This window comes from Pseudomonas sp. 5.2 (assembly GCF_059025405.1).
The window spans coordinates 1-758 of sequence record NZ_JBYBHH010000055.1; the positions used below are offsets into that span (position 1 = coordinate 1).

The 758-nt window shown below is 64.5% G+C and carries 2 protein-coding genes; both read right to left on the reverse strand.

All coding sequences use genetic code 11. The features are described from left to right. On the reverse strand, positions 1-285 hold a 285-nt coding region (locus tag AC5PZ0_RS28265; RefSeq protein WP_493856211.1), incomplete at its 3' end, for an aromatic-ring-hydroxylating dioxygenase subunit beta. Next, positions 285-758 (reverse strand): SRPBCC family protein (locus tag AC5PZ0_RS28270; protein ID WP_493856212.1); only part of this gene is annotated, 474 nt, incomplete at its 5' end. The genes AC5PZ0_RS28270 and AC5PZ0_RS28265, both read right to left, overlap by 1 nt.

Here is a 758-nt window from a genome sequence, read left to right on the forward strand (position 1 = left end):
GCCCAGCACCCGGAAGCGCGAAATCGTGCGCACGGTACGTGGTTGCGGGCTGGTGGAAATCGACTCGCCGCCGATCAACCGCTGCACGCGAAGGCCACGCATGTGGTGGTCGTCGTAGGCGTAGTTGAGGGTGTTCTCGTAGTCACTCTCGCGCGGGTCGATGGGGATGATGTACGTGCCTTTTTCGGTCCATTGGCTGAGCCAGGTGTCGTACTCGCCGTGGTCGAGCATGTCGCCTTCCTGCCAGATGAAGGCGGTGACTTCGTTCAGTAGGTTCAAATCCATCACTTGCTCTCCGCCGTCATCATCTTCTTCCACTGCTGGTACGCCGCACGCATGCCGGTTTCGGCACTCACGTCGGACACCAGCCCGTCGGCGCTGGGCTTCTCGCCCGGCAGGCCGCGGTTGAGCATGATCCACAGGTCTTCACCGGCACGGGCGCCTTTCTGCACGCGCTCCCAGGCTTCGGAATCGTCCGGGGTGCCAAAGCCCATCGGGCCCTGGAAGTGCTCGTGCAGGCGCAGGCGGTAGCGGTTGGCTGCGGCTGGGCCGCCGTCCATGGTGATCACCGAGTGGTGGATTTCGGTCTCGGTCACCGAGATCGGCTGCAGCACGCGGAAAAACGCCATCGAGCAGGCGACGTTGGGGAACAGGTTGAGGTTGAAGCCCGAGCCACCGACGGCGCGGACGATGCGGCGCACCTGCTGCTCGTCGATGCCTTCGTCACGCAGCTCGGCGGCGAGGGACTCGAAGCGCTC